23 protein-coding genes are annotated in these 24,517 nt (G+C 44.8%); 13 read left to right on the top strand and 10 right to left on the bottom strand.

Annotated elements, in window-relative coordinates; genetic code table 11:
* Nucleotides 1–2: 2 nt before the first annotated feature.
* Nucleotides 3–1,265 (bottom strand): sugar MFS transporter, encoded by a 1,263-nt coding sequence (locus tag JC525_RS09655; RefSeq protein WP_198815644.1) that lies wholly within the window; start codon nucleotides 1,263–1,265, stop codon nucleotides 3–5.
* Between the two features lie 214 nt (nucleotides 1,266–1,479).
* Here JC525_RS09655 and JC525_RS09650 point away from each other — a divergent pair, with 214 nt between their 5' ends.
* The 3 genes from JC525_RS09650 to JC525_RS09640 are packed head-to-tail and all read left to right on the top strand — an operon-like array spanning nucleotide 1,480 to nucleotide 5,434.
* Nucleotides 1,480–2,838: a GH1 family beta-glucosidase gene (locus JC525_RS09650; RefSeq protein ID WP_198815643.1), complete on the top strand. Its 1,359-nt coding sequence runs from the start codon at nucleotides 1,480–1,482 to the stop codon at nucleotides 2,836–2,838.
* A gap of 18 nt (nucleotides 2,839–2,856) precedes the next feature.
* Nucleotides 2,857–3,858 carry a LacI family DNA-binding transcriptional regulator gene (locus tag JC525_RS09645; protein ID WP_198815642.1) on the top strand — a complete coding sequence of 334 codons (1,002 nt, stop codon included), beginning with the start codon at nucleotides 2,857–2,859 and terminating at the stop codon, nucleotides 3,856–3,858.
* A 1-nt stretch (nucleotide 3,859) separates the two neighbouring features.
* Nucleotides 3,860–5,434, top strand: coding sequence for a sugar porter family MFS transporter (locus JC525_RS09640; protein ID WP_198815641.1), 1,575 nt, complete (start codon nucleotides 3,860–3,862; stop codon nucleotides 5,432–5,434).
* Here JC525_RS09640 and JC525_RS09635 read toward each other — a convergent pair.
* The 6 genes from JC525_RS09635 to JC525_RS09610 all read right to left on the bottom strand — a co-directional run bounded on the left by JC525_RS09635 (nucleotide 5,424) and on the right by JC525_RS09610 (nucleotide 12,814).
* Nucleotides 5,424–7,091, bottom strand: a complete 1,668-nt coding sequence (locus JC525_RS09635; protein ID WP_198815640.1) for an ATP-binding cassette domain-containing protein — start codon at nucleotides 7,089–7,091, stop codon at nucleotides 5,424–5,426. The genes JC525_RS09640 and JC525_RS09635 overlap by 11 nt on opposite strands.
* Complete coding sequence (locus tag JC525_RS09630) at nucleotides 7,084–8,796, bottom strand: ABC transporter transmembrane domain-containing protein (protein WP_198815639.1); 1,713 nt, start codon at nucleotides 8,794–8,796, stop codon at nucleotides 7,084–7,086. The genes JC525_RS09635 and JC525_RS09630 overlap by 8 nt, the downstream gene beginning before the upstream one ends.
* A 209-nt stretch (nucleotides 8,797–9,005) precedes the next feature.
* Nucleotides 9,006–9,119, bottom strand: a complete 114-nt coding sequence (cydX, locus tag JC525_RS09625; RefSeq protein WP_012519975.1) for a cytochrome bd-I oxidase subunit CydX — start codon at nucleotides 9,117–9,119, stop codon at nucleotides 9,006–9,008.
* A gap of 10 nt (nucleotides 9,120–9,129) precedes the next feature.
* The gene (cydB, locus tag JC525_RS09620; protein ID WP_024017156.1) at nucleotides 9,130–10,266 is read right to left on the bottom strand and encodes a cytochrome d ubiquinol oxidase subunit II; all 1,137 of its coding nucleotides are present in this window, start codon (nucleotides 10,264–10,266) and stop codon (nucleotides 9,130–9,132) included.
* Nucleotides 10,263–11,843, bottom strand: coding sequence for a cytochrome ubiquinol oxidase subunit I (locus JC525_RS09615; RefSeq protein ID WP_020746761.1), 1,581 nt, complete (start codon nucleotides 11,841–11,843; stop codon nucleotides 10,263–10,265). The genes cydB and JC525_RS09615 overlap by 4 nt, the downstream gene beginning before the upstream one ends.
* Before the next feature lie 368 nt (nucleotides 11,844–12,211).
* Nucleotides 12,212–12,814 carry a Tll0287-like domain-containing protein gene (locus JC525_RS09610; protein WP_198815638.1) on the bottom strand — a complete coding sequence of 201 codons (603 nt, stop codon included), beginning with the start codon at nucleotides 12,812–12,814 and terminating at the stop codon, nucleotides 12,212–12,214.
* Nucleotides 12,815–12,965: 151 nt separating this feature from the next.
* Between JC525_RS09610 and JC525_RS09605 the strand changes: the two genes are divergently transcribed.
* Together JC525_RS09605 and JC525_RS09600 are read left to right on the top strand one after the other, a co-directional pair.
* Nucleotides 12,966–14,288, top strand: a complete 1,323-nt coding sequence (locus JC525_RS09605) for a sigma-54 interaction domain-containing protein (protein ID WP_198815673.1) — start codon at nucleotides 12,966–12,968, stop codon at nucleotides 14,286–14,288.
* 168 nt (nucleotides 14,289–14,456) lie between these two features.
* Nucleotides 14,457–14,792 (top strand): hypothetical protein, encoded by a 336-nt coding sequence (locus tag JC525_RS09600; RefSeq protein ID WP_198815637.1) that lies wholly within the window; start codon nucleotides 14,457–14,459, stop codon nucleotides 14,790–14,792.
* 97 nt (nucleotides 14,793–14,889) lie between these two features.
* On the opposite strand, the gene JC525_RS09595 is transcribed toward JC525_RS09600, so the two are convergent.
* Nucleotides 14,890–15,660, bottom strand: coding sequence for a sulfite exporter TauE/SafE family protein (locus tag JC525_RS09595; protein WP_198815636.1), 771 nt, complete (start codon nucleotides 15,658–15,660; stop codon nucleotides 14,890–14,892).
* A 25-nt stretch (nucleotides 15,661–15,685) separates the two neighbouring features.
* Here JC525_RS09595 and JC525_RS09590 point away from each other — a divergent pair, with 25 nt between their 5' ends.
* The 8 genes from JC525_RS09590 to JC525_RS09555 all read left to right on the top strand — a co-directional run bounded on the left by JC525_RS09590 (nucleotide 15,686) and on the right by JC525_RS09555 (nucleotide 23,111).
* Complete coding sequence (locus JC525_RS09590) at nucleotides 15,686–15,952, top strand: hypothetical protein (protein WP_012519983.1); 267 nt, start codon at nucleotides 15,686–15,688, stop codon at nucleotides 15,950–15,952.
* 321 nt (nucleotides 15,953–16,273) lie between these two features.
* Nucleotides 16,274–16,696, top strand: coding sequence for a YybH family protein (locus JC525_RS09585; protein WP_198815635.1), 423 nt, complete (start codon nucleotides 16,274–16,276; stop codon nucleotides 16,694–16,696).
* Nucleotides 16,689–16,883, top strand: a complete 195-nt coding sequence (locus JC525_RS09580; RefSeq protein WP_233095093.1) for a GTP cyclohydrolase, FolE2/MptA family — start codon at nucleotides 16,689–16,691, stop codon at nucleotides 16,881–16,883. Before JC525_RS09585 ends, JC525_RS09580 begins: the two co-directional genes overlap by 8 nt.
* Nucleotides 16,884–16,945: 62 nt before the next feature.
* A complete protein-coding gene (locus tag JC525_RS09575; RefSeq protein ID WP_198815672.1) occupies nucleotides 16,946–17,743 on the top strand; it encodes a 5'-nucleotidase, lipoprotein e(P4) family in 798 nt (265 codons plus the stop codon).
* Nucleotides 17,744–17,864: 121 nt separating this feature from the next.
* Nucleotides 17,865–19,748, top strand: coding sequence for a tetratricopeptide repeat-containing diguanylate cyclase (locus tag JC525_RS09570; RefSeq protein WP_198815634.1), 1,884 nt, complete (start codon nucleotides 17,865–17,867; stop codon nucleotides 19,746–19,748).
* A gap of 725 nt (nucleotides 19,749–20,473) precedes the next feature.
* The gene (locus tag JC525_RS09565; protein ID WP_198815633.1) at nucleotides 20,474–21,598 is read left to right on the top strand and encodes an MFS transporter; all 1,125 of its coding nucleotides are present in this window, start codon (nucleotides 20,474–20,476) and stop codon (nucleotides 21,596–21,598) included.
* A 354-nt stretch (nucleotides 21,599–21,952) separates the two neighbouring features.
* Nucleotides 21,953–22,726 (top strand): siderophore-interacting protein, encoded by a 774-nt coding sequence (locus JC525_RS09560; protein ID WP_198815632.1) that lies wholly within the window; start codon nucleotides 21,953–21,955, stop codon nucleotides 22,724–22,726.
* A gap of 193 nt (nucleotides 22,727–22,919) precedes the next feature.
* Nucleotides 22,920–23,111, top strand: a complete 192-nt coding sequence (locus tag JC525_RS09555) for a CsbD family protein (protein ID WP_012519989.1) — start codon at nucleotides 22,920–22,922, stop codon at nucleotides 23,109–23,111.
* A 164-nt stretch (nucleotides 23,112–23,275) separates the two neighbouring features.
* Here JC525_RS09555 and JC525_RS09550 read toward each other — a convergent pair whose 3' ends face one another.
* Both JC525_RS09550 and arfB read right to left on the bottom strand, forming a co-directional pair.
* Nucleotides 23,276–23,953 (bottom strand): SurA N-terminal domain-containing protein, encoded by a 678-nt coding sequence (locus JC525_RS09550; protein WP_198815631.1) that lies wholly within the window; start codon nucleotides 23,951–23,953, stop codon nucleotides 23,276–23,278.
* 126 nt (nucleotides 23,954–24,079) lie between these two features.
* Nucleotides 24,080–24,496: an alternative ribosome rescue aminoacyl-tRNA hydrolase ArfB gene (arfB, locus tag JC525_RS09545; protein ID WP_198815630.1), complete on the bottom strand. Its 417-nt coding sequence runs from the start codon at nucleotides 24,494–24,496 to the stop codon at nucleotides 24,080–24,082.
* Nucleotides 24,497–24,517: the final 21 nt, after the last annotated feature.

Here is a 24,517-nt window from a genome sequence, read left to right as displayed (position 1 = left end):
CGTTACTTTTCAGTGGATTGAAATTTAGCTACGCGGCTTCCCACAAGACCATAATAGGCGATGTAGAGATAGCAAGAAGCTGGAAGTAAAAACGACAAGGTGACGCCGATAGAGTCCGCCAGCATTCCTTGAAGCAAGGGCACGATAGCGCCACCTACTATTGCCAAGCATAGGATACCTGAGCCTTGCGGCGTATCTTTCCCCAACTGCTGAAGGGCAAGACTAAAAATGGTAGGAAACATAATTGAGTTAAATAAGCCCACACCGAGAATAGTCCACAGCGCTACGCTGCCCGTACTTGAAAGGGATAACAAAATTAATATTATCGCAACGCAGGCGTTGAACGCCAACACATAGCCGCCAGAGATTTTTTGCATAACCACTGCACCGATGAAGCGTCCGACCATGGCCCCACCCCAGTAATAAGCCAGAAGTTTTGCAGCGCCTGCCTCTGTAAGCCCCCCAACTGCAGGACTGGCTAAATAGTTCACCAACATACTGCCAATAGCAACTTCAGCACCTACATACATAAATATGCCTACTGCGCCTAAAACAAGATGCTTGTGGTGCCATGCGCCGCCTTTGAATACACCCGTACTCGCGCTGGTATGATTTAGCTTGGGTAGCTTCAAATACATAAAAACAAGCGCTAACAAAAATAACGATGCAGCAAGAATTAGATAAGGCACTTGAACATCTGACGCACTTGGTGTGCCGCCGCTATGTTCACCGGTGGCCCCATATATCAGGTAGGAGCCGAAAAACGGAGCAACTGTGGTACCAAACGCATTGAACGCCTGGGTCATAGTAAGACGTGAAGACGCAGTTTTAGGGTCTCCAAGAGCGGTTACGTAAGGATTTGCTGACACTTGAAGAACAGTAATTCCCGAAGCAAGCACGAAAAGCGCTAGTAAGAAAATACCGTATATTTGCGTCGAGGCAGCAGGGAAAAACAACAAACACCCAAAACAGGCTATGCCCAAACCTAGAACAATACCTTTTTGATAACCAATGCGCGACACCACCATACCGGCTGGTAAAGATACGACAAAATAGGCACTAAAAAAGCAAAACTGAATAAGCATTGCTTGCGTGAAGCTTAAATTAAAAGCCCCTTTTAGATAAGGTATGAGAATGTCGTTCAGACACGTTATAAAACCCCACATGAAAAACAACGTAGTGAGCGAGATAAGTGCAAAACGGTAACCGCCGTTCGCATCTCCCCCTTGGGCGCTTAAATTATTAGGCTGCACTGGTGTGTCCACAAATAACCTCTGTTGCTATTTTTCTAATTAATGATAGATTTAAATTTGAAAGCGCTTACACAACACTCAAGCCGTGATTTTATAACTTTGTAAGCGCTTACATTGGACAGATAATTACACGAAGCGTTATCGAATTCAATGTAAATATGATGTTATTTACTTTGTGCTGCACATTGTAAATATAAGATTTTGTAATAATCAGGACATTCTCACGATGCCAGAAATTAACCTCCCTTCTACTTCAGCGATGTTATCGAAAGATTTTTTATTTGGTGTGGCTACATCAAGTTTTCAAATAGAGGGAGATAGAGAGGGAAGGTTAGATTGCATTTGGGACAGGTTCTGTGAAGAAGAAAATACGATTTCTGATAACACAAACGGAGATATTGCCTGCGAGCATGTGAAATTTTGGAAACAGGATATTGAGCTTATCGACTCTCTTGGCTTAGATGCCTACCGCCTATCTATCTCTTGGCCTCGCGTTATGAATCAGGATGGCAGCGTTAACGAAGTAGGCATGCAGTTTTACGTTAACTTAGTGAACGAGGTTATCGAACGTGGCATGAAAGTCTTCGTAACGCTATATCACTGGGATCTTCCTCAACATTTAGAGGACAACGGCGGCTGGCTTAACCGCGACACCGCCTTCGCATTTGAAAAATATGCCGAAGCGGTTGCAAAGACATTAGGCGAAAAAGTTTATTCATACGCCACGTTAAATGAGCCCTTCTGCTCTGCTTATTTAGGTTACGAAGAAGGGATACACGCACCTGGCAAAACCGGTATGGCTAACGGGCGTCGGGCAGCTCATCACCTACTACTTGCTCACGGCCTAGCGCTAAAAGTACTTAAGCGTCTGTGCCCAAACAGCAAAAATGGTATCGTGCTTAACTTTAGCAACTGCCACACGGTTGGCAGTGACAGCAACGATCTTGAAGCCGCAAAACTTGCTGATGAATATCATAATCAATGGTATTTACAGCCAATTATTGAAGGTAAGTACCCTAGTGTTATCGATCGGCTCGACGCAGACGTTAAGCCCGAGATCCATGATGGTGATATGGACATCATTTCACAGCCTATCGATTACTTGGGCATCAACTTTTACACCCGCACCTTGTATAAAAGTGACGGTGCAAGTTGGTTTGAAGTTGTGCCTCCAGCTACCACCGAACTTACGGCTATGGGTTGGGAAATCACGCCAGATGCATTTACAGAGTTATTAGTTGATCTTAATCAGCGCTATGCGCTGCCGCCTCTTTACATTACTGAGAACGGTGCGGCTATGAATGATGAGCTAATTGACGGCAAAGTAAAAGATGACGATCGAACTGCCTATTTTCATTCTCACCTTAACGCGGTTGATGAAGCTATGAAGCAAGGCGTGGATATACGCGGATATTTTGCGTGGAGTTTGATGGATAACTTCGAGTGGGCGCTAGGCTATTCAAAGCGCTTTGGCATCGTATATGTAGACTATGAGACGCAAAAACGTACGTTGAAACAAAGTGCTTTAGCCTACTCAAAACTGGTTAAGAGCCGTGTAAGTGGGTACATTAGCGGTATCAATTAAGAATAAGTACCGAACTATATGGCAACAATTTATCAAGTCTCAGAAGCTGCGGGTGTTTCGCTAGCTACCGTCTCTCGTGTTATGAATGGTAACGCACGGGTGAGTGAGCGCACGCGTAAGAAAGTGGAGGATGCAATGGCATTGTTGGGATATCAACCCAATGCTATTGCCCAATCTCTGGCGTCAAACCGCACGAACAGTGTGGGTTTGCTCGTATCAGAATTGCACGGCTCTTACTTTGGCGACTTGATGAGTACGGTAGAAAATGTGCTAAAACAAAATGGAAAGCACGTGATTATTACCGCCGGACACGTAGATGAGAAACGCGAACACGAGGCCATAGAGTTTTTAAAAAGTCGTCGCTGTGACGCACTCATTTTGCACGCTGAGGCGGTTTCTGACGAGTATCTTAAACAACTCGTCGACAGTAGCACTCCCGTTGCTGTCATTAACCGTAAGGTAGATGAATTAAACGATAACTGCTTTGTTGTGGACAACGAACAAGGCGGCTATCTGGCCACACAGGCAGCAATTAACGCGGGCCACAAACATATTGCGTATATCAGCGGCCCACTGTTTAAAAAAGATGCCAGCGACCGCCTTTCAGGCCATAAGCGCGCGCTTGAAGAGGCCGGTATTACGTTTGAAGAAACCAGTATGTTTGAAGGTGATTATCACGAGTCAGCTGGCCAAGAAGGCATGCTTCACCTTCAAAAACACTACCCCAATTTTACTGCACTAGTTTGTGCCAACGACGAAATGGCCTCAGGCGCAATGACAGCAGCAAGAGAAGCTGGCTTTGATATCCCTGAACAGCTTTCCATTGTTGGCTTCGATAACGTGTTATTTTCGCGCTATCTTTACCCTAAACTCACCACAATAAATAACCCTATCCACGCTATGGGAGAAATGGCGGCTTATTGGGTGCTTCAACATGTTTATAACATAAAGAGCCCTATCCCAATTGAGCACCTGTTTGTTCCTGAAGTGGTAAATAGGGATACATTAGGCAACCTATAAAATGAATAAAGCCCTGTCTCCATCGCTGTATTACACCCTAATTGTCTCGCTTGGAGGCTTTATTTTCGGCTTCGATGCCAGTGTGATCGCGGGAGCAAACGGCTTTATAGACGCTGAATTTGGCTTAAATGATTGGCAGCAAGGGTTTGTTGTCAGCTCCCCTACCTTAGGGGCGCTCATTGCCATGCTATTCGCTGGCGGTATCAGTGACGCTATAGGCAGGCGAAAAGCGCTTATTTTGGTCGCATTTCTATACCTACTTTCATCAGTGGGCTCTGCGCTTGCACCAAATTTTGAACTTTTAGTACTCTCACGCTTTATTGGGGGTATCGCATTCTGTTCACTAATTATCGCCCCACTGTACATTTCCGAAATTAGCGCACCACGCAATAGGGGAAAGATGGTGTCGGTAAACCAGCTCAACATTGTGTTTGGCTTCGCCCTGTCTTATTTCACCAACTATTATTTGTTACAGCTGAGTAACAGCGCAGCCCCTTGGGTTACCGACATCGGCCTAGATATGCATTTGTGGCGCTATATGCTGGGCCTGGAAATTATCCCAGCACTTTTATGGTTTAGCCTTCTGTTTACCATTCCTCGCAGCCCGCGTTGGCTGGTTTTAAAGGGGCGGCAAGAAGAGGCAGAGCAGGTAATAAACCGCTTATTCGACCACGCACAAGCAAAAGCGCTGGTTGAAGACATTTCGTCATCGTTAAAAGAAAAATCTTGGTCACTAGGCGAGCGCCTTGGCTTTCTAAAAACCAAAGCCATGCGCTTTCCTCTGATGGTGGGCATTATTATCGCTATTGCTCAGCAAATTACCGGCATCAACGTTATATTTTTCTACGCCCCCACTATTTTTGAACAAAGTGGTGTAGGTACCAATGCAGCCTTTATGCAAGCGGTATTGATTGGCGTGGTAAACGTAGCGTTCACCATAGTCGCCATGCTCACCATAGATAAGTGGGGCAGAAAGCCTTTATTGTTGATAGGTCTTACCGGTGTAGTCATCAGTATGGCTATTTGCACTTATGGCTTTAAACAGGCGACGTATCAAGTGCAGCAAACGGCCGTTACAGAACTTTCCCAAGAGAGTCCTTCGGTCGCTGCCAAGCTAACCCCGTTAATCAAAGAAACCTATTATTCAGATGTAAGCTTTAAACGTGCGCTTAAAGCCGCGCTAACGAGCGGTGAATACGACACCTATCAACAACCGCTACTTACTAGCAGTATTACTATGAATGCACCATTAGTGCTTTTTGGCATCATTGCCTTTGTTGCTTCGTTCGCTATGTCGTTGGGCCCAGTTATGTGGGCCATGCTGGCCGAGATCTTCCCTAATCAAACGCGGGCACTCGCTATTTCTTTGGTGGGTATGGTGAACTCACTCACAAGTTTCTTGGTTCAAATGATATTCCCATGGGAGCTAGCCAATTTAGGGGCTGCCGCCACTTTCGCCATATACGGCGGCTTTGCTTTAGTGAGTTTGATACTGGTTGCCAAGCTGTTCCCTGAAACAAAAGGAAGAAGCCTGGAAGACATTACAAAAGACTTCGAGCAGTTCGCTACAAAGTAGCGCGATGGTCGCCATTGACGGTAACCATGCTCGCTTCGTCCAACTGTACGTTTTTTTGCACCACTAGGGCTTTAGGAGTGACGTGTGAAGCAATAATCACTAGATTATTTTTTGCATAGCGATTTAACACGGTACAGACACGTTGTTGTGTGTGAATGTCTAAGCCTTCGAACGGCTCATCAACAAGTAGTACCCGTGGTTTAGCCAAAATAGCCCGAGCCAGCGCGACGCGCTTTCTTTCACCACCAGACAATGGTCTTCCGGCTTTGCCTACCCACGTCGTTAAAGGCAAAAGCTTTTCCAACCCGAACTCTTGCATTAGCGTAATGAATTCACTGTGTGATATGCGCCTTCCAGCAGGGTCTAAATTCAAGGCAAGACTGCCGGATAATATAACGGGTTCTTGCTCAACATAGCGCCAGTTTGTGACTAAGCCAGGGGGGATGTTGACGCCATCAATCTCTCGTTTTCCGTTAGCAGGAAGTAGCCCAGCGAGCCCCTGAAGCAAAGATGATTTACCACAACCAGAGGCACCTGAGACACAAACCACTCCCTTAGCTGGCATGCTTGTATTCACTTTACTCGTACGACGGCTTTTTATAGAAAAATCCGTTAAGGTTATCGCGGTATTTATCTCTCTTTTGCAAAGCATCTTGATGGGCGTTGTATTCATTTGTCGAAGCGCTTTTACGCTTTGCTTGTACTGTGTAAACTTAGATATGCTTAAAAACGCGTTCCCCGCCCAATCGGGCGCCGCAAGCAATACCATAGGCACTACGATAGCGATGGGTGCAAAAAGCAGCGTCTGCGCGATGGATAAAGCACCAGACATCATTAGCACAACCAGCAAAAACGCTATACCCTGAAAGCACCACGCCGTGCGATTCGCGGTATTTTTTTGCTCTACCTTTTCGTGCCACACTACTTTAGCACTCACGTCTTTTATATTTATATCTGGGGCGCTTGCCTCTGCGGTCTCTAAGTTTCTGGCAACGTCGCGTTCTGGACTTTGTAAAGTATGACTTTCATCTGCGCAGGTCGTTTTGCCTTCGCGCATATTCGTAAACGCTGTACTTAAATGCCAGATAGCACTACTGTTTAGAAAGTTGGTTGACGCTTGTCTAAATTGGGCATTGGCGTGAGTCGCACGCTTAGCTATACGAAGCGCCCCTACCCCTTGTAATACCAAGGCGATTGACCACACAACAAACAATGCAATAAGCAATCCTGCCCCAGGAAAGCCAAACCCCACAGCCACGACACAAAGACACGTAAAAATAAACGTTGCGCTAGATAGTGGCGCTATCCACGCAATCCAGCGGCTAGCAAGCTCTTCTGTGTGTTGGGCTAGCGCTTCTGTCGTTAATGCTTTTTCATTAATTTGCGTGTTTTCAAGCTGACTAAATACAGACAACCTTATATTGGCTATCCGCGCCAGCAAATCGTTATGACCTACCCACATACTGGCGTAGCCTGATGCAATGCGAAGTAGCGCAAGTGCGCGGATAACAACAGCAGGAATGACATAGTTAAAGCCCACAGGCGCAATTGCACTCACTGCAATAAACCAAGAAGAAATAACCAAGATACTTATGCCTGCTACACCATGCAGTAGCGCGAGCAATAACGTTATATAGGCAGGTTTCGTATTATTCATTGGTTGCCTCCTGCCTTTCGTTTTGGCTAACCATTGAAGCGACTTTTACCGTACCGTTTTTAATAGCCCAGAAGTGTGTAAACCAATTGGCGGGCATTGCTTTGTGTGAAGCCCATATAAGCGTTTTATTCTCACCTAAGCGGTTGATGAGTTGGGCCAGTCTATGATGCTGGGAATCTGGTAAATGCGCTGTTGGCTCATCCAATAGCCATATATTGACTTTTCTAAGCAATGCTCTAGCCAAGGACAGACGCTGCGCTTCGCCTCCAGAAAGTAATGGGTAGTCTGTCATTACCGTGTCTAACCCATAAGGCAATAACGCTAGCCACGGCCCGAGTTCTACCGCTTGCAGTACCTCGTTAAGCGCTTCATCCGTATAGCTATCGTCAAGGCATAGGTTCTCTCGTACCGAACCTGGTGTAACCACGGGGTGCTGAGTGATCCACACAACCGGTTCGTTAAATTTGTGGGAAGCGGGGCGCTGCCCACCCAGTGCTTCTAGAAGTAGCGTCTTTCCTGAGCCTGAAGCGCCACTGAGTAAAATTTTATCGCCTTTAGAAACATTAAGGCTATCTGCGCAGAGCAGCACTGGGGTTTCGCTTTTACAAGAAGATAATGAACTATAAAGAGAGGCGTTCATCTCAAAAACGTTCACGTTAGAGGCTGTAAGCAAAGATTCACTTGGTCGTTTATTCATACTTTCAAAATAGCTTTCCACCTTTTCGTCTGAATGCGTTTTATCTTGAGCGTGAGCTTGAATAGGAATAGAAAATAAAGGATATAGTTCGTCTTGCGCGGCCTCTGCCTGTGCTTTTTGATGATATACCTGACCCAACTTTTTCATTTCACTTAATAGCAGGGGAACAGTAAGCAGCACCCACAAACCTTGCTGTAATGTTATTGCTGGCCCAATAGTTAATTCGCCCAGCAATGAAAAACCGATAAATACTGCCACTAAGGCCACGGCAAGCGTGGCGAAAAAATCGAGGACGCTGTTAGATAGAAACGCCACACTCACCACTTTCATGGTTCGCGCATTTAAGTTTTCACTGGCTTGTTTCAGCAGGTCAGTTTGTTTTTGATGGGCCTGAAAACTTGCCAACATGGGCAGTGCGGCCAAGCGGTCAGTAAACAAACTGCCCAGTCGTTCAAGCGCAACAAAGTGCTTGCGATGCAAGGCTGCCGCTCCTTTCCCCACTATGATCATAAAAAGTGGCACAACCGGCAGTGTCAGTAGCAAACCAAGCCCAATCACGGGGTTTACATAGAAAATAACGGCCAAAGCCAGCAGTGGCACTATTACAGCGATCATTTGCTGCACGCGATATTCTAGCGCCCAATCAGTAAAAGCCTGTATGTGCTGCAGCCAAAGGGTTTGCCAGTAATAAACAGAGTGCTGGCGAATTAGCGCATGCTGACGCGCCACAAACACCTGTTTCAAATGTGCTTCAAGTTTATCAAGTACCTTCACCTTCCCCCTACTGGAAAGGGCGTTAAACGCGCCTTGGAATAACCAGCACAACGCTAAACAGCTAGAAAGCCCTACTATATCGCCACGGGTAGCGGGCGTTTTATTCACCACCCAGTCTTGAGCAATATTAGAAAAGTAATAAAAGCCAATAATTAAAGAAAAAAGCGACAAACACTTAACCGCTACCTGTGACATAAGCGAACGGCGCAAGCCAAGCGATTGCGCGCTATCCATTTCCTTACACCATTTAGTAAGTGTTTGTCTGCTGGAAATCTTTTCTTTAGTCACTGTTCGTTTCTATCTTTTTCGTTGTTCTATTTATTTTTAACTTTTTTCGAAGTAGTGGTGGGCTGGCTGCAAGAACTCTCAGCGGCAGGGATGCCGCTGCGAAGCCCCCACAGATGGGTTCACGGCGTGTTCTTGCGGCCAGCCTACCTCCACTTCTACTCTTGGTCTTCGGGTCTATCCATGTTTTCCGTTGCTTCCAACCACATCGCATTAATAATGCCGAAAGAGCACGCCAGTAAAACACCTAATATCCAAGCGAAATACCACATAAATATCTCCTTAATAGATAGTGTGAGATTGGTCGAGGTCGTCGTTTTTGATACGACCGCGCATCACATAAAAACTATAGGCAGTGTAGCTCAGTACAATAGGCACAAAGATACAGGCAACGATGAACATAACGTTTAGCGTCATATGGCTAGACGTTGCATCCCATACTGTAAGGCTAGCTTCTGGCATGGTGATACTTGGCATTAAGAACGGGAACATTGAGAAGCCCGCTGTTAAAATTACGCCTGTGATAAATAGTGCGCTTGACACAAACGCCATACCTGCATTTCCCTTCTTAGAGAAGAACGCGCAGGCAAGACCAGCTACTACACCTAAAACAGGCGCTATCACCATAAAGGGGTATTTACTGTAATTGCTCATCCAAGCGCCCGCTTCAATAGCTACCTCTTTCTTAAGCGGGTTAGATGTAGCAATGGTGTCAATTGATGAGGTGATGACAAAGCCATCTAAACCAAATGCTACCCACACACCAGCAATCACAAAAAGCGCTACGCCCACCAAGCTCAATATTACCGACACCGCACGGGCTCTGACTTCAATAAAACCATCGGTTTTCATTTGTAGCCAGGTTGCACCGTGGTTAAGTAAAATAGCCACTGAAAGTAAGCCACTCACTAAAGCAAATGGTGTTAAAAGACCAAAGAATGACCCGGTATACGTTGACTTAAGCGTGTTATCCAGTTCAAACGGCACACCTAATAGCAGGTTACCGAACGCCACACCAAATATGAGCGAAGGAATAATGCCTCCAGCAAATAGCGCCCAGTCCCATGCTTTGCGCCACTGTGGGTTTGGCAGTTTACTGCGGTAATCAAAACCAATAGGACGCATCCATAGAGCAATTAACGTCAATGCTAAAGCAAGGTAAAAACCTGAAAACGCGGTAGCATAAATCATTGGCCACGCCGCAAAGATGGCGCCACCAGCCGTAATAAACCACACCTGATTTCCGTCCCAGTGAGGCCCGACGGTGTTAATCATCACACGACGTTCTTTGTCATTTTTTCCGATAAGGGTAAGCAGTGCGCCCACCCCTAAATCGAAGCCGTCAGTGACGGCGAACCCAATTAGCAGTACGCCAACTAAGCACCACCAAATGACTCTTAGCAGTTCATAATCAATCATGCTTTTGCTCCTTGCTCATCAAGGTCAATAAGATCAAGTTCGGTTTCAGTCGTTTTATCTTCCGGTGGAACGGGACCTTTCTTCGCGAATTTCTTCATTAGATAGAAGCCAATGATGAACATCGCTGTGTAGAAAACGGTGTAGGCTATAATGGTGATTACCACGTCACTAATTGCCAAGTTAGACACCGAGGTATGCACTGGCAATACTTCTGCGATAGACCATGGTTGACGACCATACTCAGCAACGAACCAGCCTGCTTCACACGCAACCCATGGAAGTGGTAGGCCATACAGTGCACCTTTTAATAGCCAGCGAGGCTTGGTGATTTTGTGTTTTGTGCTGTAGTAAAAAGCACACAAGAACAATGCAAGCATAATAAAACCTGCAGCAACCATGATGCGGAAGCTCCAAAATAGCGGGGCCACCGGTGGAATGCTATAATCAACAGCTTGTTGAATTGCCGTTTCTGATGGGTTTGAAACATCGTCAGTATAGGGTTCAAGCAGCATTGCATAACCAAGACTGTCTTTGTTGGCTTCAAATGCGGCGCGCTGCTCAGCCGTTGCGGTACCATTTCTTACGTCATCAAGCACTTCATAAGCTTTGATGCCGCTTAAAATACGCTCGCGATTCTCTTCTTTAAGATCCTTAATACCTTTCACTTCTTCGGTTAACGAGCGAGTAGCAATGATGCCCATTGCCCAGGGAATTTGAAGGGCGTATTCGGTTTCTTCTTTTTCATCGTTAGGTATACCAAAAACAGTGAACGGTGCTGGCGCGGGGTGCGTCTCATATTCAGCTTCAACTGCAGCTAATTTCACTTTTTGCACGTCACCTAGTTCATAGCCACTTTCATCACCTAAAACAATAACTGACAAGGTAGCCGCTAAGCCAAAGCTAGCTGCAATCGCAAACGAACGACGGGCAAACGCAATATGCTTGTGATTCAGTAGATAATAGCTAGAAATTGCCAATACAAACATGGCACCGGTCACGTAGCCTGCTGAAACCGTATGAACGAACTTAACCTGTGCTACCGGATTAAAAATAACGTCTGCGAAGCTGGTCATTTCCATACGCATAGCTTCAAAGTTGAATTCAGCGCCTACTGGGTACTGCATCCAGCCATTAGCGATTAGGATCCAAAGCGCTGAGAAGTTAGAACCAATGGCAACTAACCAAGTAGCCATAAGGTGCTTCACCTTAGACATTTTGTCCCAGCCAAAAAAGAACAGGCCCACGAAGGTAGACTCCAAGAAGAAGGCCATCAGCCCTTCAATAGCCAGAGGCGCGCCAAAAATATCGCCGACATAGTGGGAATAGTATGACCAGTTCATGCCGAACTGGAATTCCATGGTTAAGCCTGTGGCTACGCCAATAGCAAAGTTAATACCAAACAGCTTTCCCCAAAACTGGGTCATTTGCTTGTATATCTCTTTACCTGTCATTACATAAACTGACTCCATAATGGCAAGTAGAAAGCTTAGCCCTAGTGTTAAGGGTACAAAAATAAAGTGGAACATCGCAGTTAATGCAAATTGCCACCGCGATAGTTCTATTAACGTATCGCTCATGGGTTATCTCCCTCGTCTCTCGTGCGCGATAAGCGCTTGACCTTAAGTGAATTTATTGGTTATTCAGTGGTTATCACATGAACATTCAACACAGCTAGAGCACGGTTTATGCCATTCATCACTTCTCTCACCAAACTCAACCGACAATTGATGAGTGGCAGTCTATTCGTACTGTGCAGGTTAATTATTTCATGACGAAAAGTTGCGCACTTTGATCCATCGCAAGGATCTAATATGAATCTTGCGCCAATTTTGTCACTATTGGCGACAAAATTGACACAAATAAAAAGGAGACGGGGACGTTGTATCGTTGTTTAAAACGGTTGAGAAAAGAGCTTTTGCTTTAGCTGATGCAAAATTAACTTAAGTTACTGCGGCGAGTAGATCAGCGTGAACGCGCCGCGCAATTCACCAAGCTCAAACCCAGTGGCCTCATCCTTAGGGTAATGCTTTAAAATGGTTTCCTTTACTGAAGGTGCAACTTGGGTGCCGTGGCACGCCATACAAACCTGGCCTTGTTGAATAGCCATCATGTACCGAAATTCGCCACTGTCACTGTCATACTTATAGGTATCTATAGGCGTAGACTGCTGTTTATCCTCTAGCTTAGTCTTTTCCAATAAAGAGGCGAAAAGCGCTAGTTGCTCGCGCTCCCACTCGTCTGGCGCGTTATTCGGGTTTCTCACTTTTATCGCAGTACGTCCTACTTCCCAGCCATTTTGGCTAAGCCCCTCGGCGATAGGCTCGGCGGCCAACTTGCACTCTTCTACACCCGCTTGCAAACCGCCAGACTGAATTGCCTGTTTTAGCCTAGATTTAAGCGCTCCACCAAGGGCTTTAGCATGGACTCTTGCCTGCTTCACTTTTGTCTGCACTTCGCTTTCAGCCAGCTCATTGTTTTGTGCATTAGCGATAGGGCACCCGGCGCTTACGGCTAACCCTAACGCAATTAAAAAGATGCTTTTTTTCATTGTGTAACTCTCCTATTGACTGAAGTATTGGCACTCAGGCATTGTGATTCAACTAAAACAATGAACAAGCTCTATGCCAATATGTTAAGTTGGCAGGATAAAAGTAGCATTAACTAATACGCTGACAATGAACATATCAATTGTACAAGCAATGATAGATGCAATAGACAAGCCCGCTATTTTCATCAATCAAAACTACATTATCGAGGCGGTCAATGCGCCTTACAGAGATACTTACCCTGTCGATATAAAGCTCGGGTATAGCACCTGTTATCAGGTATCTCATCGAAACAATAAGCCCTGTGACCAATGCGGCGAGCAGTGCCCTATGCAGGAAAGCAGAAAGACTGGTAGAGCTTCAAGCGTAGTTCATATACATACCACCAGCGAGGGCCAAAGCTACTGCGACATTCTGATGCGCCCTATCTTCGACGGTCACGGGGATTTAATAGGTTATCTGGAGATTCTGGATAAGCTTGCCTTCGCGTCTAACCGCCCCTCTGCTGGAAAAATGATTGGCGAGTCAGAGGCATTTAAAACGATGCTGAATAAAATTAACCGCGCTGCGAACTCAGATATATCCGTTTTACTGTTTGGTGAAACCGGAACCGGGAAAGAACTGGTTTCCCAAGCACTGCACTCAAGTAGCCATCGCGCTGAAAAACCCTTCGTTGTTATTGAATGTACTGGATTGTCTGATGCTTTACTTGAAAGTGAGTTATTTGGCTATGAAAAAGGCGCATTCACCGGCGCGACCACCAATAAAAAAGGACTGGTAGAAGCGGCGGAGGGTGGTACCCTATTTTTTGACGAGGTAGGCGATATTCCACTTGCCATGCAGGTGAAGCTGCTAAGGCTTTTTGAAACCCAAACTTACCGCCCTGTGGGAAGCGTGGTCTCGAAGAAAGCCAATTTTCGGTTGGTGTGCGCATCGCATAAAAATTTAAAGCAAATGGTAGAAAAGGGGGAATTCAGGCGTGACCTTTACTATCGAATAGCCGGCTTCCCTATCAATCTTCCGTCCTTACGAGAAAGAAAGTCAGATATTGCGCTGATCGCAACGCATTTTTTAGCGCAGTTCCACGAGAAAAAGCGTTTTCATAAAAAAGCCCTCGAAAAATTAAGTAGCTACTCCTATCCGGGTAATATTCGCGAGTTGCGCAACATCGTTGACCAAGCAGTATTACTTGCCGATGAGACCGTAATCTACGAGTCGGATCTCCCCGTGTTAGACGATTTCACCGGCGAAGATTACACTTCAATGGGGGGTAAATATGAGGAAGACCCACCAACAACAAGCGGAGTTAATCTTGGCAAGGATATTATGACTCTCGACGAGGTAGAAGATGCTTATCTTGCTCAGGTAGCAAGCACTTTTAGAGGCGATATAAACAGCCTCGCGGACGCACTAGGCGTAAGTACCCGCACGCTTTACCGAAAACTAAAAAAAGCCGGTGTTAAAGAACTTAATTAAACATTAGGCGGCAAACTGCGTATCAACGCCGATGCAGCATCGCTTTTTGCTTTAGATAACGATATTACTGGTAGTGTAAATGCCAGTGTAATTGCCCCAGGTAGCGGGCAACAGTATCAGGGCAATGCACTTTACAAAACGGACCAGGCTTTCTTTAGCGGCGCGTTTATGCATCAGCAGCGTGACGAACGAGAGTCTGGTAATAACATCGTTATACCCAACAGCTATTATCAGCGAAACGGCGGCAAATTTAGACTTGGCTATGAATGGGGAAAACACCAATTCGACGCCAGCTACCAACGGCTAAATACTAATGAAAGCGGTACGCCCGCCCTCGCTATGGATATAGGTTTCATCGATGCTGCATGGTACCGGGTCGGTTATCGCTATAACGCCGGGGAAGCTGAGTACTTTGCTATAAATTGGTTTGGCAACAGCAACCAACATGCCATGGATAACTTTTCCCAGCGCATGGTGCTGGGCGTGAGTGGCATTTGTCTTTGAGCTATCGTTTCTAAATAGTGGAAAGAAAGCGATAAACTGTAAATGACAGAACATATTGAGCTTAAGAGGCAGGCCTCTTAAGCTCTCGTTTTTTCAATTAAAGTAAGCTCTCTGTAGCCTGCCATAAAAGACGTAGGGCTAATAGCGTCACCACGATTTTGAACGTCAGCATAAACTTCTCAGCCGGCACACGCTTTAACACTTTGAGCCCTAAAAACGTGCCAAGTGCGCCACTGACGATCATTGCAATGACAAGCCCAGCCCACTGTGCAAAGGAAAAACCCACGAAAGTAAAGACAAATGCTTTAAGGCCATGTTGGAGTGTCATGCAGCTGGCTAAGGTGCCGGTTATCTGCATTTTACTGTAGTTATTTCGGTGTACAAATGCCGCCACTAAAGGCCCTGTCGCTCCTACAAACATTGAAACCAATGTGGTCACCAACCCCGCCAGCGTCCTTCCCGCGGGTCTCATTTCTTGTGCTTTAGGTTTGCTCCCCCACACTAGAAACAAAATAAATACCGCGACTGCAAATTGAATAACAACCAGCGGCAGTTGAATCACAATAAACGATGCTAAGAAAGCGCCGACGATTGCGCCTAGCGAAAAATACTTCAGCATACGCCAGTCGATATGCTTCACCGTCATCAGTGCTCGGTTTCCGTTTGAACCAAGCTGTACCAGACCGTGAACGGGGATCAGTGCGCTAACCGGCATAGTACCAGCCATTACTGCCAGTAATAACACCCCGCCGCCAATACCCAACGTTGCGGTCATCATTGATGTAAAGAACGACAAAACAACAAGCACCACAGACGTTGACATCGACAACGCATCATTAGCCGTCAACCAGTTATAAAGTAAATCCAAGATTTGAACTCCATCATAATTTGTGATGCCTTTACGACGTTTCAGTGATCACAATGCCACCTTTATTCGTTCAATTAATAACCAGCAACAAAGTGTAGTAGATAAGGTCGTTATCATGCCTTCAGTTAACTACTTAAACAAAGCACTTCAAATATTAAGCAACAGGGATAGTACAAAAGATGCCAAGCTTGTTGCTAGGCAAATTCTCCATGACAGTGGCTTTACTGATAAAGATATTTGTGACTGTTTAAAGCTAGGCTCCACTATTCGCATTACCATATTTGAAGCCTAAACTAGCATCAAACCCAATTCTCACCGCTTACCCACCAGACCATATGGGGCTAACTTGTTCATCTAAAAAACCCATTGACTTTCTTTTTCGTGCACAGGATACTCAGGTCATTAAATACTCACTAGCAGCACACTGTTTTTAAACACTATGCCTAAAAACACGACTACACATACTGCTTTCTCAGCGTCTGCGCTGATTATTATCCTCGCTATTCCAAGGAATGGGCGGGTTAGCTAGTGCGTAAATAGAATTCACTAAACCCGCCGCAAAGGCGGGTTTTTTATTGGCTCGTCTAGCGGTACAAAAAACGGAACGACAGCCATGAACAACCCAATATCTCACGTATTACAACAGTTGCACGACGCAGTAAACCGCGGCGATCAAGATGCTTTATCTCAATGTTATGCTAACGGTGCAAAAGTGGTCGCCACCCCCATGTCCAGTTCAGTGCAAAATCAAACCACTGAAGAACATGCTACGCAACGCGACTGCGTTGACGCCTTACTGAAATTTCAAAAAAAATTCATGCCCGATCATTTCGTAACAACCGGAGATGAACGGGTTATACAAGCCGGTGACGTAGCGCTAGTCGTCGCCAAGCTTTACCTAGTGCCAAAAGCCACGCCCAACGCCCTACCCTGCGAGGGCAAACGGGCAGTTTATGTTTTACAAAAAGATGTGAGTGGTGAATGGCGCTGTGTCATCGACAACTTCTTCGGTACTGACTTGTTAGATTTTGCGTGAAGATGAACAGGCGTTTGCCAAGCGCAATGCTGAAAACTTGATGTTTGTAGAAGATTCGGTAAGACGTCTACATGCAGCGTTAAGTACGTATTACCAAGCTACCTATTTTCGTGTAAAAGTAGAACATCAAGAAAGTCTGCATGCACACGACGCCATTGCTGAAATATCAGGCCCAGTTTATCGATAAATTAAGGGGTAATTATGGTGTTGAAACCGGTAGACAGAAGACACTATAAAAGGAAAATAACGTTGTTATCTCTTAACAAGCTCTCTTACATCAGTAAAGCAGTATGCATCGGCGCTACAGTATCAGTTATCGCGGCATGCTCATCTGCGCCATCAACCCCGCTTGCTGGTGTAAAATCACACACTCTGTCAACTGCCGTGATATACCAAACCAGTAGCAAAGAATATCCTGTCCTCTCAAGCTTTGTGTACAACCAGGCTATTGCCGCACTGCCAACGCGTTTTGCTAATGGCGACGTCGTAGTAATGGATGTTGATGAAACTGTGCTAGACAACAGCACCTACCAAAAAGAGCGCGAGAGTATCGGCTTGGGCTATTCATCAAAAAGCTGGGCAGACTGGGGGAAACGTGAAGAAGCCACATTGGTGCCAGGCGTAGCTAATTTTATTGACGAGGTTGTTAAGCGAAATGGTAAGGTGGCGCTTATTACGAATCGCAATAAAGCGCTTGATAATCACACCTGGAATAACCTTTTAGCGCAAGGTTTGCCACTTACCACGAGTAATACCTGCGTGATTGGCCGCACTGCTGAAGATAAAGAAGCGGTAGGTCAGGAAGGTATGGTTAATGACAAAGACTTGCGAAGACTTCAGCTTACCCAAGGCAAGATCGCATGTTCAAATACGTCGACAGACACGGCATCAACCTGGGCAGCGCCTCACACTATTGTTATGCAAATTGGCGACAACATTGAAGACGTGGGCGGCGTAACCCAAGAATCTGCCAATGTTGATTCGCTCATGCCGCGGGTGGGCACAGAGATTTTCATTCTGCCAAACCCAATGTACGGTTCTTGGTAGCTTATTGAAAAAGATCTATCGTAAGCCCCAGTGTGAAAAATCTTTCTCAATATTTTCGAAATATAAGAATCGAGACTATAGTTTAGCTAATGGAGTTATTCTGCAAAGGATATAGAGTTGAATGTCTAAACTCGGATTGATAGTCGCGATTTTTGTTGCCACCGTTTTAACATCAAGACCCGTTTTCCCCTCTACCAACCAGCTGAATGCAGCGCCAAATGACGACGTTATTGCGGGCATCAAAGCCCTTCATCGATCTCCTGAAAAAGAAATGGCCAGATTGAGGGCGCTGCTCGATTCAAATAGCTCTTCGTCAAAACGTCACGAATGGTTATATCTTTATGCCTTGGGGAAAGAAAAACGAGGTGAATACAATGAGGCTCTAACACTCGCAGAGAGCTGTATAAATGATGTCTACGCTAGTAGCTTAATGCAGCAACGTGCAAAATTGCTCAAAGCTAAGATACTTTCACGCACAGGTGAAATACAAGAAGCGATTAGCCTGCTCAACGCGGTTAAGCAATGGTCTATGAACCACGGCGTGATTCAATTAAACATTGGTGTATTGATGACGCTAGGCGCTGCTTTCGAGAAAATTAAAGAGCCGAAACTTGCCCTCGATAACTACCTCTCCGCTTATAATCTAGCTACGCAGTTCAAAACTCAAGTCCCCCCCTCTCATATTGCCGGTTTGATAGGCAATATTTATTTGAAGCAGTCTAAATTCGAAGAAGCAAAAGCGTATCTGGATGAAGCCTATGAATTTGCGGTTAAAAAGAAAAACAGTGTTAACCAGAGTTATTTGGCAGAAAAGCTTGCGCGAACAGAGCTAGGGCTCTCGAATTTTAAAACTTCGGAACGCTTTTTTAACTTAGTCATCGACATTGCAGGAAAAAACAACGATTCTCCCCTACTTGCCAATGCACTCCTTGGAAAAGGGAAAATGTTGTTAGCCCAGAACAATAAAGCAGAGGTAATCAACACCGCTCGCACTTTATTTGAGGAGGCAAGCGACCTTGCCCGTCATTTAGAATCTAAAACTATCTATTTTGAATCACTTATCGAGCTTTCTCGTCTTGCGTTGTCCAACGGAGACAAAACGAGGGCTTTAGAAAAGGTTAGACTTGCAGAAGAAGTAATAGCAAATGAGGAGCCGGGGTTTCCCCATTTAGAGGCCGCTTATCTCAAACTTTCTATTCTGGAAGCGTTTGACAACAAGCAAGAAACGATAGACGCACTTAAGCAGTATATTGCGTTAAATGAGTTGATAACCGAATCAATGGATAAATCTCGTGTACAAATAATACGAACGCTGTACGAACTGGATGAAATTGAGGCAGAAAATAGCGACTTGAAGGCCGTCACTCAATTACAGGAAGAAAAGCTTACTCTTAATCAACAACGAAACTTTTTATTGGCTGTAATAGCAGGCTTATTTCTATTACTCAGCGTATTATTATTCTTACTCTACGTTAAGCGTGCACGTTATCAAAAAAGACTCGAACGACTTGCCACTACCGACGGACTAACCCGGTTTTATAACAGGCCGAAAATTCTAGAATTGTTAAATGGCTACCTAAACCAACTTGAAATTACTGGAGAAAAATTTTGCGTTGCCATGATAGACATCGACTTCTTTAAATCTATAAACGACAACTATGGCCATAAAATGGGAGATGATGCGTTGAGTCTTTTCGCCCACACTGCACGACAACTCTTCCCAAAACACGTCGATATGGGCAGGTTAGGTGGCGAGGAGTTTCTGTTTATTTTTCATAACACTGAAGAACGCCAAATCTATGATCAACTCGATAACTTTCGTCAGCTGTTAAAAACGGCCTCATCCAACCAGCTATCTAAAGACATCACATTAACGTTTTCTGCAGGGCTGAAAACAATAAAATCTTTGCAGACCACTACTGCTATCTTGGAAAATGCTGACATAGCACTTTATGAAGCTAAAGAAACGGGAAGAGATAAAACAGTGATGATTAAATGTTTGTAATTTAATACACACCGATGGGAAAAAACTACATTGTTATTTCTCAAAGGCCTCCCCTCAAAGTACGCCAACAAGACAAAAATCAAAAATAACACCTTAAAATCATTACCTTAAATAAAAAACAGACGCTATAAATAAAATTGGCACATTTAACGCATAAGTTAGACTAACGGATAACAACAGAACGCAGCTTGTAGCTAGGATAGCTTTAGCGACGGAGAGGCCAAACTGCGTAGGTTGACGATACTGAAGGTGACAACATAGGAAGTACATGGATTAGTCACCAAGGATGAATGGAAACGTCAGTATTTAAAACTTGAGGACGGCTGTTGAAGATCCGTTAAATTGCTGGTCGATGATGAGGTTAGGAAAAAGAAAACCTAGATAAACTCGCAGGATGCAAAGGCCTTGTTTCATAAGGATTGCAAGCAGGCACCGAGTACCTACATCGCAAGCACTGACAGTGATGTCTCGTGCAGCAAGGGATTGTTGACCCTATTTGGATTTGTTGAAATACATGTGTGTTGTTTCGGCAGAACCATAGTGAGGACACTGGTAATGTCGTCGATGTTATTAGTGAGTTGTCACCCGACGACATTCCTCTCCCCTCAAAGGCCCATCCCGGCCTTTACATACCTCTGATTTTGGCCCGCCTCTGGCGGGCATTTTTTTATCTCCTTTTGTGTTAACATTTCGACGACTTTTTCGCCTATTTAAGAGCCAAGCCTGTGCTTTCGTCTTCTGCTTCTACCACCGTGTTTAGAATTCTTTTCTGCGCTCTGCTTGCAACGTCTGTTGGCCAAAGTGTTATGCTCACTACACTTCCTTCTATGGGGCGACAGGCCAACCTTTCTGAATTCCATATTGCGACAATAATGTCTAGCTCTGCGCTGATATTCGCGATAGGCACTAATGTGTGGAGTAAAGTAGCAAAGCACGCTGGGTTTAAACGCATTCTTATGGTGGGCTTGGCTGGCTATAGCGCAGGAACCTTTGTCTTTGCGAGCGCATGGATGGCTGGCTTTTCCGGTATTATCAGCGGAACTAATTTATTCCTGGCCTTACTGATTAGCCGCAGTATGCAGTCAACTATTATGTCAGCTACACCACCCTCAGCGGTAGGTTATGCCGTTGCAATAAGTTCGACACAAGGGCGAGTAAGCGCAATAAGCAAAGTGACATCGGCAAGTAATGTAGGTCAAATCATCGGGCCTGCCTACGCAGGTTTACTCGTGGGCTTCGGCTTGCTCGCGCCGCTTTTTAGTATTGTAATACTCACCTTATTGGCCGTAACACTGGTGTACTTTAAGCTACCTGTCCTCGCGCCATCGTCTCAACAACACGCCACGCAATCCGTGAATACAGACACGCCTTCTAAGACGAGAACACCGTACGTATTTGTTGGCGCTTGCATATGTGTTTTTTGCGCTATGGCTATGATGCAGCAAACATTAGGTTTTTTCTTTATTGATTTTTATCACTACACGCCCGTGGAAGCAGCTAGACAAGTTGGCTTTGCCATGATGGTGAGTGCAGCTGCATCACTCATCGCTCAATTTGGATGGGTTCAGAAAGGCCGCGTAAGTAAAGAGTCCATGACAATGATTGCGTTACCACTTCTAGGATTGGCCTATCTGCTCTTATTCCTGCAAACATCACTGTTTGTTTTATATGTAGCAATGGCGCTAATGGGATTAGGCATGGGCTACATTGTGGGGCCTCCGCTCGCCGCGTTGATTTATCAATACAATATCGCCCTTCCCTTTGCAACCGCATCAGCACTGCTCGCTGTCACCACTGGCATTATTTTCATAACGCTTCACCAGGTGAAGAAAACAGGCCAAAACACGTGACTAAAACGTCCAAAGTTACACATTTAGAAAGGCCCAATAATAAGGTATTTAAATTTTTACCTTTTATTTTTAAAAAAGCGGAACCTTTTGTAATTTAGGCTATCTTACTAAGTACATGAAGTCGTTGAGTGTGCGTCTTTGTGGTGTGTAAATGTGTTTTCCAAGTTATGTTGTGGTTTTTTAAGGGGCTTCATGCCCCTTTTTCTTTGTCTCGAGTTTACTCCCAAGCCTATTAGCATTTCCCTCTATCAATCGATAAACCCGAACTTAATGTTCTTTTTCGTTCCATCTTTAGAAATAGTAATGAGAATTATTAGCAAATAAAATAACTGTTCTAGTTTAAAGGAGAAGTGAATGGCTAAACCGCAACCACGCCAAGCTACAGTTACAAAATCTATTCGTATAACCCCTACCATGCAACGGATTTATTTAGGTGGTGACGACTTGCGCACCTTTCCTTCTGTATCAGCGGGCGCGTATGTAAAGCTTATGTTCGATCTTGACGGGAACCCATTACCGCGCCCTACAGAAATGAGTAAAGTTGCCATGCGTACTTACACCGTTGCCAGCTTTGACGCGACAAAGCCAGAAATGGTAATTGATATGGTTGTACATGCCGACAATGGTATTACTGGCCCAGCCTCAGCATGGGCTGTTTCAACCCAGCCTGGAGATACCATTACGTTGGCAGGCCCTGGCACTAGCAAAGGCCTAAACGACCACTATGACTGGGTTTTACTCGCAGGCGATATGACCGCACTGCCGAGCATTCGAAACCATCTTGCCGAACTTCCATCCAACGCAAAAGGGTACGCCGTCATCCAAATTGAAGATGAAAACGATAAGGTTGCGCTTAGTAAACCTGAAGGCGTCACCGTAATATGGGAACATACGCAATCACTCCCAACGTGTCTTGCAGAGCTCAATTGGCTAGACGGCACGCCTAGCATATGGATAGCATGCGAGTTTTCAGATATGAGAGCAATAAGAAGCTGGCTCAAAGATGATAAGAACGTGGCTCATGAGCATATCTATATTAGTAGCTACTGGAAAAAAGGTCGCAGTGAAGATCAGCATAAGATAGATAAAAAGCAGGATAGCGACGCTTTTGCCAAGACATTAAACTAGTCTCGCCCCATGTAGGGTTTGCAATGCGTTGTAAATCCTGCATAAAACTACTATAGCTTCCACCCTCCAATTGATTAAAAAACTATATTTTTCATAAGCCTACATATTGGAATGTGACTTGCTGCAGTTAAAGTAACTGGCAGGTTTTCTATGACCAGTTTTTTACCAATTGTTTAGATAAGGAGAGCACGTTATGAACAATGATCGTATTGAAGGTAATTGGAAAGAGATGAAAGGTAAGGTGCAACAAAAATGGGGCAAGCTTACTGATGACGACCTAGATGTTATTGACGGTCGCCGTGAAGAACTAGTAGGTAAAATTCAGCAAGAATACGGTAAAAGCCGCGATGAAGCTGAAAAAGAAGTGGACGCATATTTCAATTAATCTCTTCGTCTGCGAAATACACTCGAAGCTAACCCGTTGTTTTGCGTTATAGCGGGTGCTATTTAGTTTTGACAGTAGATACTAAAGGGCCGCAACAACTGTTGCGGCCCTTCCTAATGTGCAAGGAATAAGGGTCGATTTGGTCGCCCTTAGACTATGAACTTTTATTTTTCTGCAGCAGTCATGCTCTTTTCCCACCAAGGAAGTGAGAAATCAATATTATCCGGGTCGTAAGTTTTGGCGTATTTCATTTTAACTGAACTCCAAAACGCCGCTTTGAATACAGGATCATAGATAACAAACTCACCCTTTTCGCGGTATTGCTCAAACAATTGTTGGTATGCGCCCACCGGCGTTAACGGGTTATCTTGCTGAAAAACCACGTCGCCACCATACGCCTCGTACAAGGCTTTAGAAACTTTCCAGCTTTTCGCCATACCGTGGGCCATAGCTAGACGATAGCGCTCAATTTCTTCACCTTGAAACTCGCTGTTATCATCTAATTCAACGGTCCACTGCTTAATAACCGAATAAGCTGACTGAACCTCTCCATCATCAGGTTCTATATCATTTTTATGTGCAAAGTCAGAAAGTACAGATTCTGTAATTTTATTACCCAATGCGCGCTGAGCGAGTATAGAGCGGACTTCTTTTTCCGACTTATCAGTCAAAATAGACTGAAAACGATCGACGTCAGCCTGTGATGGCTGAAGTTCGGAATTTGAAATAGATGTATTGAACAACCGAGCGATGATCTCGTTTGCGGCTTGCGGTGTGTTAATCCCAAGCGAAACCACTATGGCTGCAAATAGCACCATAGGAATAACGTTCGAACGCGTCACTTTGTATGCTTCCCTAAGTTCCAATATTTAGCATAAACACAAGACACATTCATTTATTGTTGTAAGAATTTTCCGTTGTCTTGCGAAATGACCTTTTGTGAGCCTCATACTTTAGATTAGTTTTGATTAAAATTCCACTTTCTTACGCATAGATTTTTTAACGCCCTGTTGTTTTTTTACATCAACCCGACGTGCTTTTGCCGCTCGGCTTACCTTGGTTTTTATACGCGGCTTTTGCTCAATCGTTGCTGCTTTTATCCAAGCGACAAGTCGCGCCAACGCATCTTCTCTATTTTGCTCTTGAGTACGGTAATTCTGCGCTTTTAATACAAATACGCCTTCATTTGTAACCCGCTTGTCGTTTAACTGAAGTAATTTCTCTTTTAACCTTTCAGGCAAAGAAGAACTATAAATATCAAATCGTAAATGGATGGCACTGCTAACTTTATTAACATTTTGCCCTCCACTGCCCTGCGCTCGAATAGCTTGTAAATCCGCTTCACTATCATCTATTGTGATACTTCGCGTTATTTGTAATTCCATCTTAATTCCTAATTATCACTC

The organism is Alteromonas sp. IB21, assembly GCF_016405965.1.
Taxonomy (GTDB): domain Bacteria; phylum Pseudomonadota; class Gammaproteobacteria; order Enterobacterales; family Alteromonadaceae; genus Alteromonas.
Note: the sequence above shows the minus strand (reverse complement) of the source record. Positions and strands in the feature narration are given on the sequence as shown.